The sequence below is a fragment of the Methylibium sp. genome, from assembly GCF_013817365.1.
Classification (GTDB): Bacteria; Pseudomonadota; Gammaproteobacteria; order Burkholderiales; family Burkholderiaceae_C; genus Methylibium.
The window spans coordinates 1-8,775 of sequence record NZ_JACDCU010000139.1 but is presented as its reverse complement, the minus strand read 5'-3'; the positions used below and the strand labels follow the sequence as shown (position 1 = coordinate 8,775).

Below are 8,775 nucleotides of genomic sequence, written 5' to 3'. Positions count from 1 at the left end.
GACCCGCTGCTCATGCTCGTCTGCACGGTGAAGAAGGCGGAAGGGTCGCTGATCCTCGCTGCCGTCGAGGAAGGCACCGGCTCGCGTCTGCACTACGCCTGCCCAGACTGCGGCGCGTTCCAGCCGATGGAGTGGACGAGCGTGCGCTACACGCGCGCTGACCAGGCCTGCGTCGGCGGCTCGGCGCGGTACGTGTGTGTCGGCTGCGGCGTGGCGCACGGCGAAGATGGCTGGCGGCTCATGCTGTCGCGTTGGCTGGTCGTGCATCGTGGGCAGTCGATCGATGGCACTGGCGAGCGGGCGCTGGTGTGCGGGCCGATCCCCGACACGCCGCGGTTCGGCCTGCGCTGGACGCGGTTGGAGTCGCCGCGCAAGTCGCTGCACACGCTGTGCGCGGCACACGCGCGGGCGACGTGGTACCTGGCCGATCGCTTCGAGCACGGGCCGATGCGTTCATTCGTGCAGGACTACCTGACGGCCAGTTATGACGGCGACGCCAGCGACGGGCGCACGGACATCGTCGAGGGCACGCTGATCGAACGCGCTGGGCTGTCGACCTACCGACGCGGCGAGGTACCCGAGGGCTGCACCCTGGCGACCATCGGCGTGGACGTGCAACTACGCCGCCACTACTGGCTGGCGGTGGCGTTCGACGCGGATGACGCCTGGCACGTCGTCGATTGGGGCCGCGATGCCGTCGCCGGTGACATGGAGCAACCGTCACTGGAGCAGCGCCACGCTGGCCTGGACCGCATCGACTCCCTGGCGCGCACCGGCTGGAAGTGCGGCACGGCGGTGCTGATGCCGTTCGTCGCCTGCGATACTGGCTTCCGCCCCGAGGAGCTTCGCCCGTGGATCGCCCAGCGGCGGACGCGGTGGATCGCGGCGAAGGGCGCGGGCGATGAGCTTGTCTCGCGCATGGTCAAGGCGCCGCTCGGCTCGCGCTCAGACGCCAGGGGCGACTTTGAAGAGGGGTGCTACGACGTGCGCCGGCAGGACGAGTCGCCGGACAGGTGCCAGATCTTCGTCGCGGCCGATGACATGCTGGACCGCATCGCGTCGGACTGGCAGAGCGGGCGCGGGCATCTGCCCAGCGACGTCGACCGCGAACTGCTGCGCCACCTGACGGGCATGAAGCCCGGCACTAAGCGCCGGTGGGAGCCGCGCGGCGACCGGCACGACTTCTTGGATTGCCTGGTCTACGCGCTCGCGGTGGCGCGCTGGCGGCGGGCGTCTGCCGGACCACCGCGCCGCTACGGCGTCCTCAAGCCGATCGGAAACTGACCGTGCGTATCGTCGCCATCATCCCCGCCCGCGCCGGCTCCAAGCGCCTGCCGCGCAAGAATGCCCTAGAAATCGAGCCGGGCATCAGCCTGGTGCAGCAGGCGGTGGACTGCGCCGAGGCCAGCGGCGTCATCGACGAGACGTTCGTCCTGACCGACGATCCCGCGCTGCGCTTCCGCCATGCGACCTACCTTGGCGAACCGCCCGAGCTTGCCGGCGATCATGCGGACATCAGCGCCGCCGTTGCCGAGGCAGCCGAGCGCATCGAGCGCAGCACCGGCCGCATCGACTACGTCGTGACGTTGCAGCCGGCGGTACTCGCGCGCTCGGCGCTGATTATCCAGCGCATCGTCCACGCCGTGCTGCGCGAGGGAGCCGGCGGCGCTGTCACCGCCGCGCGGACCGTCCCCTGGCAATGGTCCGTGCGCGACGGCGCCGCTGCGAACGCCTGGCACCCCGGCCCGTACCCGCGCAGTCAGCACGCCCCACACCACCTGGCCGAGATCAACGCTGTGCAGGTCGCCGGCCGCGCAGCGGTCGCGGATCGCCAGCGGTGGGGCATGCCGCTGCTGCTCGCCGAGCTGCCGCCGTGGGTGGCGTCGCTCGACATCGACGAGCCTGCCGACCTGGCGTTCGCTCGCGATCTGTGGCCGTGGGCGCGCATCCGTCTGGAAACGTGGGAACCGACGATGCACCGCGTCGAGACGATCAACGGGGCGGCGGCATGAACGACCTCGCGGCGCTCTACGTGTCGATCTACCGCGACCCTGCCCACGCGACCTATGGCCGCGGCCTCACCCGCTGCGCCGAGTTCCTACCGCGGATCTGGTCGGCCAACCTGGAATGGGTCTTGTCGCTTGGCTGCGGACACGGCGACGAATTGGTCGCGATCTCTGGCCGCGTGCCGCACTGCGTCGGCGTCGACTTCGCCTTGCCGCCGTGCGTCTGGTACGACTTCCCCGACCGCAGTCTGACGCGCGTTCAGGGAGACATCACTGAGCCTGACCTGCTGCCAGGTTGGGACGCGGTTGTGTCCTTCGACGTGTTCGAGCATCTGCGCGAGGCCGACCTCGACCCGCTGCTGCGGAACATCGCATCGGTGACGCCGCGCGCGTGCCTGGTCGTGGCGAATATGCCCGACCCGCATCGGTTGCCCGACGGCCGGGCGGTCGACCTCCATTTGATCCAGCAGCCGCCGGCCTGGTGGCAGGAGCGGATCGCCAGCGCCACCGGCTGGCGTGTCGAGGTGCAGGCGTTGGGCTACCCCCAGCGGTTCGGCCTGTGGTGCGGAGCTTGGCCGTGAGGATCGCCGTCTGCTGCCCCGGTCCGTCGCTACCGCACCGATGGCCCGGCCGCGCTGGCTACGACTTGGTCTATGCCGTCAACCGCGCGCTGATCACCGTACCAGACGCCGACTGGCTCAGCGCCGGCGACATGCCGATCTTCCAGGGGCTGTTGCCAGCCGGGCTGCGGCCTGCGGTCGGCGTCGTCACGATGGACGACGTCGCGGATCACCTGCGCAGACAGCCAGGCTGGAGCCTCCTGCGACTCGTCGGCTGGGGCGGTGTGCAGATGATCGCGGCGCACGCCGCGCGCGGACGCCCGCTGGCCTGGTCGGTGCAGGTCGCGCTGTGCCACGCCGCCGAATCCGCCACGAGCATAGACCTCTATGGCTGCGACGGCGCTGCCGGCGGCACGCCCATCGACTGCACCGGCTACACCGGCCCCGATCGCAGCGACGAGCGATGGGCGCGCGAAGAATTAGATCTGGCCGTCACCGTCGACCTCATCGCCGCGCGCGGCGTCACCGTTCACCGAATCTAGGGCACACCATGATCAAGACTCCCGAAAACCGAATGGCGACGCCGGCCGTGCGAACCGAGCACGCGGCATTGACCCGGACGCCGCTGCCGATGGCGGCGGAAGTGGTCGACGTGCCATCGCCGCCGCAGGTCGGCATCCGCTGCCCGAAGTGTGGGCGCGGCATGGTGCCTCGTCGCGTGGCGACCACGCCAATGGACCCGCGCGTCTATGCAGCATGCACGCTGTGCGCTGCGCGCCTTGTCCTGACGTACCGAGCGGACGGCGTGCCGGCGACGGTGCGCATCACCGCGCGCTGACGGCCGCCGTCCTTTAGGTCTTTAGGGAAACCAAAGGCTATTGACATGGCGCTGCGCGCTAGAGTGCGCGGATGGGTCGCAGCGCCGCGAGTATCCAGGCCGAGATCACTACGCTGGAGACGCACCTCCAGAGCGGCGACAGCCTCGTATCTGGCGTTGCCAGTCGCGGCACGTCGCTGACGCGCGCGGCGCGCGCCGGGATGGAGGCGAGGCTCGACTCGCTGTACCAGCAGCTCGGACGTGCGGACGGCACCGATCCGATGTTCCCGCGCGGCGTGATCACCGGGCTGCGCACGTGAGGCAGCGCCGCGGCATGTTCCGGGCGATAGGCGGATATTTCCGCGCCGCCGCAACGTGGACCGCCGCGACCGTGCTCGGTTCGATTGGCGCCTACCAAGTCCTTGACCCAAGCCGCAAGATCCTGTCGGCCGGCCAGCGCCGCGCGGCAAGCATGACCGCGAACCAGTTGTCGGCGACGTCGCTGCCGCAACTGCGCGCGATCTGCCGACGCCTGGAGCGCGACAACCCGACCGCCCGCGCCGCTGTTGAGGGCCTGGTTGCGCAGGTCGTCGGCACCGGCATCGCGCTGGAGCCGGACCACGGCGACGACCTGATCAACGAGCGGTTGCGCACGGCGTGGGTCGACTACATCGCCGGCTGCGACATTTCCGGCAAGCGGTCGATCTACGCCCTGGAAGAGCAGGCGATGCGCGACATCGCCACCGCCGGCGAGTTCCTGTGGCGCCTCGCAGTCCTGCCCGAGCGCGCCGAGGTCGGACAGGTGCCGCTGTGCGTGCTGCCGCTGGAATGCGAGTGGATCACCACCGAGTCGCCAGCAGCGCCGAGCATGGGCGTCACCACGGCGCAGGGCATCGAGGTCGACCGCTGGGGCAGGCCGATCGCGTACTGGCTCAAGAACCCCGACACGCTCGTCGCTGGCGAAAGCCAGCGCGTGGTTGCCAGCGAGATCGTCCACGGGTTCGAGCGCCGACGCGCGCTCCAGAATCGCGGCGAACCGCTGCTGTGCCCGGTGATCGAGCGCATCGCCCAGGAGGGCGACCTGGTCGACGCCGAGCTGCGCAGCGCGATCACCTGCGCCGGCATCGGCATCGTCATCAAGTCAACCGGCCACGGCGCACTCGACACCACAACCAACGGCACCACAGATGACCCGGCCATGGGTATCGGCGTCGGCGCCGTGGCCCGGCTGTTCCCGAACGAGGACATCACCGCGTTCAGCCACAATCGGCCGGGGCAGCAGATCCAGGCATTCCGCGGCACGCTGCGCGGCGACATCAGCGCGAGCATGCGCATCAGCCAGCGTTGGCTGGACCGCGACTATAGCCGCGCCAATTACTCGTCGATGCGCGCCGACAACCTCGACAGCGAGCGGCTGCTGGCGCCGCTGCGCGAGTGGCTTGGACACGCGACGATCGGTGAACTGTACCGCCGCGCGCTGCCATATCTGTGCATCCTCGCTGGCGTGCCGATGCCGAAGCGCATCGCCTACAAGCTCCTGCCTGACGGCACGCCCTACGTCGATCCGGTCAAGGACGTACGCGGCGCGGTCGACGGCATCGCCGCCGGCCTGACCACGCATCAGGAGCAGATCGCCATGCGCGGCGGCGACTACCGCAAGGTGTGGGAGCAGTTGGCCCGCGAGAGGGCCGAGGCGCAGGCGCTTGGCTTGTCACTCGACATGTCGAGCAGCAATGCGCCGGCGCCCGCCAGTCAGATCGGTGAAGTCGTGCCGCCAGCGAACGACCAACCCAAGGCGAACGCATGACCGATCCCGTGTTCTACCGCTTCCGCGAGTTCGACGAGGCGCCCAGGGCCGAGGAGGATGGCAAGATCCGCCTACTCGCTTCGACCGACGAGCCGGTTGATTGGGGCGGCTGGCGCGAGGTACTGGTGCATGGCGAGGGCGCGATCGACACGAGCGCCGCGCGCGCGCTGCTGCTCAACCACAAAGCGGACATGATCGCCGGTACGATCAGCGACATCCGCGCCGAGGGCGGCGAGCTGTCATCGAACGCCATCATCGACCCGGACGCGCGCATGCCGTCGGGCGTGAACGTTCGCAGGGCTGTCGCCAGCGGCGCCCTGCGCGGCGTCTCGGTCGGCTACGTCTACCGCAACGAAGATGTCACCTGGGACGAGGCCACGCGCACCGCGACCGTCCGCAAGTGGCGCCTCTTAGAAATCAGCCTGACCCCGATCCCCGCCGATGGCCGCGCACACGTGCGCTCGCTGCCGGATGGGATTATTCCTGTTCAACCACCGACCGCCCCTGCGGTCCGCACAACGGAGGTTCGCGTGAGCGAAGCCGCCCCCATCAATCCGCAGGGGATCGCTCCCTCGGACATCATCAACCATGCCGACATCAGCGAGAAGGCTCGCGCCGGCGCCATCGCAGAGACTCGCGAGATCACGGCCCTGGCCGAATCCGTTGGCCTCCGCGCTTCGGATTACATCGGCAAGTCCAAGGTCGACGCCCAGGCGTTGATGCTGACCGAGATGGCGAAGCGCAACGCGACGCCGCCCCCGGCAGTCGGCATCGCCGCCCCCGGTCGCGTCGACTACGACCAGGCCGACAAGGCGCGCGACGCCTTCGCCGCCGCCTTCGCTGGTCGCGCGAACGTGCGCTCGGCCGAGTTCGCTGCTGGTCAGGCCGGCAACCCGCTGATGGGTCGCAGCCTGCTCGACATGGTCTCACGCACCGCGCAGATGCTCGGCCTGCGTACCGGCGAGTGGGAGCGTAAGGACTTGGCATACTTCCTGATGGGCAAGCAGGAGTTGATGGGCAATCGCGCGCAGCGCGACGCCACCAACGTGACGCTGGCGAGCTTCCCCAACTTCGTGTTCCTCAACGCGATCACCAAGATCGTCGCGCGCGGGTTCGAGCAGGGCAGCGCCGTTGCGCGCTACAAGCGCATCTGCGAGACGCAGCGCGTTCCCGACTTCAAGCAGTTCACGATCGGCTCGCTGGGTACCGGCAACCTGATCAAGACCGCGGAGAGCGTTGCTTTCCCGGAACTGGACAAGGCCGAGGGCGCGTACAACAGCACCGTCAAGATGTGGGGCGGCACGCTGTCGCTGTCCATGCAGGCGATGATCAGCGACGATACCGCGCAGTTTGAACGCATCCTGCGTCAAGCCGGCGCGATTGCCGACAAGACGATTGATAAGCGCGTGTTCCAGAAACTGCTGATGGGCACCTCGGCGGCCGAGGCCACGAGCACCTGGACCAATAACACATCGTCGGGCGGTTCGCTGGTGTACACCACCGCCGACCTTGCATCGGCGGCGCGTGGCAAGCTGGGAATCGTTCGCGCTGCGATGGCGAACAAGGTCGGTCAGGACGGCAACCCGCTCGGCACCCTGCCGCGCTTCTTGGTTGTGCCCGTCACCCGCGAAGTCGAAGCGCAGGGCATCGTCGGAGCCTCTGGCCCGGCGTTGCAGGCAGGCGTGGCGCAGTCGGCCATGTCCATGGAAGTCATTTCGAGCCCGTGGCTCGAAGCGTCGGCCCTGGTCGGCTACTCGACGACCAGCTACTACCTGCTGGCCGATCCGCTGGAAGTGACCGGCCTCGTGCTGTCGCTGATCAACGGCTTCGACTCGGTCCAGGTCAATCCGTACGACGTCGGATCTGCCGCGGGCCTGGCGTGGAAGCTCTGGCTTCCCTTCGAGGCGGACCTCGTCGCGCAGGCCAACAGCGCCGGCACGACCATCATCGCCGCCGCTCAGCAGGGCACGACCTGATAATCAGCGACGCCACCGAGCACGGCGCGTGTCTGTGCCCGGTGGCGTCGCCCCCAACTCAAACAGAAAGAACATCCCATGGCTACCGTCGGCGACCGCGACAACTTTTCCGGGGACATCGTCCTCACCGCCCCCACGGGCGGCGTTACTCGCGGACTCATCTACAACATCCAGAATAGCTACGTGGTCGCGCGGGAAACCGCCGCCGCCGCGGCCAGCTTCCTCGCCGCCGTGCGCGGTCCGGTGTGGGTGACGAAGGTCACGACCACCGGCACCACGCTGGCGATCGGGCAAAAGTGCTATTTCGTCTCGGCTTCGAAGAAGGTCTCCTCGGCCGGCACCGGCAACACCCTGTTGGGCGCGGTCGTCTTGCAGGCGGCTGCCGCTGCTGACGCGAAGGTGCTGATCAACCTTGAAGGCATGTCGCCCGCGCTGACCTGATCCACGCGGACGTACGCCAGCGCGAACGGCCAACGCGCTGGCGTCATCGTAGGCCAATCCTTTTCACCACCGCGGGGCAACCGTGATCGCCGGCGACAGCAAACCGAAGATCCTGATCCTCGAAGCGAGCAACGGCACCGCGCAGTCGTTCGCGTCCAAGGCTGCGTTCCAGGCCGCCGGCTGGGATCTGATCTGGCGCGATGTCGACGGCACCGCGCTCGCGTCGCAGCCGACGTGGACCCTCAGCGATGAGGGCAGCGGACGGCACCGCGTCAAGTACACCGTTCCCGCCGGCATCTACTGGGTCGAGCCGACGATCCCCGCCGGCTACGTCATGTCGCCCGAGGCATGGGCAAACGAAGGCCAGTCGTACGACGACGACGCGCTCGCCGGCCTGCTCCAGACCAGCCAGGGTGTGCCCGCGATCATCAGCGCCGACGACGGCACGCTGGGCGACGTGGTCATGGGCGACTCGTGGACCAGCGACACGCTGACCATCGCGCTCGGCAAACTGACCCGCCACGGCGTCGCGTTCGCTGACCTCGCATCGGGCTGGACCATCAGCGCCGGTTTCCGCACCGCGGCCGGCGTTCCGGCGACCGCGGTCCTGTCGGGCGCACCGGCCGGCAACGGCATCACCGCCGAGTTCGTCGTCGCCGCATCCGGCACCTATCGCGCGAAGTGGACCACGTACCCCACGGCCATGGATCTCGCGGCGACCGCCGACGCGGTGCAGTGGTTCATGGACGTGCAGATCAAGCGCACGTCGGACAGCCTGATCATCACCGTCGCGCGCTTCGCGCTGCGCGTCGTCTGGCAACGGGACACCACGGTCTAGCCATGAACGACACCGACACCATCCGCCCGCTCAACGGCCCGCAGATCCTCGCCCGCCTCGCGCCGGTCGACGGCATCGACTCCGGCCTGGACGCCGACCTCGTGCGCGGGCGCGCGATGCCGACCAGCCTGTTTCGCCTCGACCTCTACCCGGCATTAACCCCGCCGCCGCTCTACGGCGACGCGACACCAGCCGCCTACATCTTCGGAGCCTGACCCATGGCGAATGCCAATATCCATCCGATCTGTCCGGACACGATCCGCCGGATCAGCACGTCGATCGCCACGGCGAACACCGCGCGCGACGGCTCGGGCACCATCACCGCGTTCA

11 protein-coding genes are annotated in these 8,775 nt (G+C 68.8%); all 11 read left to right on the top strand.

Going from position 1 to position 8,775, the window contains the following annotated elements:
* A partial coding sequence (locus H0W38_RS10350; protein ID WP_292453580.1) for a terminase gpA endonuclease subunit occupies positions 1–1,284 on the top strand: 1,284 nt, incomplete at its 5' end.
* Positions 1,285–1,286: 2 nt separating this feature from the next.
* Positions 1,287–2,012 carry a hypothetical protein gene (locus H0W38_RS10345; protein WP_292453577.1) on the top strand — a complete coding sequence of 242 codons (726 nt, stop codon included), beginning with the start codon at positions 1,287–1,289 and terminating at the stop codon, positions 2,010–2,012.
* A complete protein-coding gene (locus H0W38_RS10340) occupies positions 2,009–2,587 on the top strand; it encodes a class I SAM-dependent methyltransferase (protein ID WP_292453574.1) in 579 nt (192 codons plus the stop codon). The genes H0W38_RS10345 and H0W38_RS10340 overlap by 4 nt, the downstream gene beginning before the upstream one ends.
* Positions 2,588–2,652: 65 nt before the next feature.
* Entirely contained in the window at positions 2,653–3,108 is a 456-nt protein-coding gene (locus H0W38_RS10335) for a hypothetical protein (protein ID WP_292453571.1), read from the top strand.
* A gap of 8 nt (positions 3,109–3,116) precedes the next feature.
* The gene (locus H0W38_RS10330) at positions 3,117–3,404 is read left to right on the top strand and encodes a hypothetical protein (protein ID WP_292453567.1); all 288 of its coding nucleotides are present in this window, start codon (positions 3,117–3,119) and stop codon (positions 3,402–3,404) included.
* Positions 3,405–3,475: 71 nt separating this feature from the next.
* Positions 3,476–3,703: a hypothetical protein gene (locus tag H0W38_RS10325; protein WP_292453565.1), complete on the top strand. Its 228-nt coding sequence runs from the start codon at positions 3,476–3,478 to the stop codon at positions 3,701–3,703.
* Positions 3,700–5,190 (top strand): phage portal protein, encoded by a 1,491-nt coding sequence (locus H0W38_RS10320; RefSeq protein WP_292453563.1) that lies wholly within the window; start codon positions 3,700–3,702, stop codon positions 5,188–5,190. Before H0W38_RS10325 ends, H0W38_RS10320 begins: the two co-directional genes overlap by 4 nt.
* Positions 5,187–7,166: an HK97 family phage prohead protease gene (locus H0W38_RS10315; RefSeq protein ID WP_292453562.1), complete on the top strand. Its 1,980-nt coding sequence runs from the start codon at positions 5,187–5,189 to the stop codon at positions 7,164–7,166. The genes H0W38_RS10320 and H0W38_RS10315 overlap by 4 nt, the downstream gene beginning before the upstream one ends.
* 78 nt (positions 7,167–7,244) lie before the next feature.
* Positions 7,245–7,607 carry a capsid cement protein gene (locus H0W38_RS10310; protein WP_292453560.1) on the top strand — a complete coding sequence of 121 codons (363 nt, stop codon included), beginning with the start codon at positions 7,245–7,247 and terminating at the stop codon, positions 7,605–7,607.
* A gap of 82 nt (positions 7,608–7,689) precedes the next feature.
* Complete coding sequence (locus H0W38_RS10305; protein WP_292453558.1) at positions 7,690–8,445, top strand: hypothetical protein; 756 nt, start codon at positions 7,690–7,692, stop codon at positions 8,443–8,445.
* A 2-nt stretch (positions 8,446–8,447) separates the two neighbouring features.
* A complete protein-coding gene (locus H0W38_RS10300; RefSeq protein ID WP_292453555.1) occupies positions 8,448–8,660 on the top strand; it encodes a hypothetical protein in 213 nt (70 codons plus the stop codon).
* Positions 8,661–8,775 lie beyond the last annotated feature (115 nt).